This window comes from Streptomyces durbertensis, assembly GCF_014156695.1.
GTDB lineage: Bacteria > Actinomycetota > Actinomycetes > Streptomycetales > Streptomycetaceae > Streptomyces > Streptomyces durbertensis.
The window spans coordinates 1-954 of the sequence record NZ_WMLF01000848.1; the positions used below are offsets into that span (position 1 = coordinate 1).

Sequence of the window (954 nt, forward strand, 5' to 3'; positions counted from 1 at the left end):
GGTGTGCGCGGCCAGCGGGCCGCCGCGCAGCCGCCGCACCCAGTCCGGCGGCGGTTCGGCGCCGGCGTCCGGTGCGGTCACGGCCGCCGGGCGCCTCGGGCCGGGGCCGACGTGGACGGGGAAGGCGGGCCGGTGCCGGCCGTCGGCCACCAGCCGGGCCAGCTCGGCGGCGTCCTTGGGACGCCGGTCGGGGTCCTTGGCGAGCAGCGTCAGGACCAGTTCGTCGAGTTCCGGCGGGAGTTCACCGCGCAGCGTCCTGGGCGGCACGGGTTCGGTCTCCTGGTGGCCCACCAGGACGGACCAGGCGTCCTCCAGGTCGAACGGCGGCGCGCCGACGGCGATCTCGTAGAGCACGCAGCCCATCGAGTACAGGTCGCTGCGGTGGTCGACGTCCTCGCCGGCGATCTGCTCGGGCGACATGTAGTGCGGGGTGCCCATGGCGGCGCCGCCGGACTGCCGGGCGGTGAACCCGGCCTCCTGCCCCAGGTGCGCGATGCCGAAGTCGCAGATCTTCACGGTGCCGTCGGTCAGCCGCATGACGTTGGCCGGTTTGAGGTCCCGGTGGACGACGCCCTGGGCGTGGGTGTAGACGAGTGCCTCGGCGATCTGCTGGGCGATGTCCCAGATCTCGGTGACGGCGAGCGGGCGGCCGTCCCCGGCGTCCAGGAGCTGGCTGAGGTTGTGGCCGTCCAGGAGTTCCATGACCAGGAAGGGCACGCCCTCGGACTCGCCGAAGTCGTGGACGACCGTCACGCCCCGGTGCTGCAGGCCGGCGGCGACCCGGGCCTCGCGGCGGAACCGCCGGCGGAGTTCGCCGGAGAGCTCGCCGTCGGTCTGCGCGCGTTGCGGACGCAGACACTTGACCGCCACCCGGCGGCCCAGTGACTCGTCCCTGGCCCGCCACACCTCCCCCATGCCGCCGCGGCCGATCACCTCCAGAAGCCGGTATCTGCC

Annotated in this window: 1 protein-coding gene; it reads right to left on the reverse strand. The window is 74.2% G+C overall.

What is annotated here, in order from left to right; all coding sequences use genetic code 11:
• Window positions 1–954: serine/threonine-protein kinase (locus tag GL263_RS27250; RefSeq protein WP_182858394.1), on the reverse strand; the 954-nt coding region annotated here is incomplete at both ends.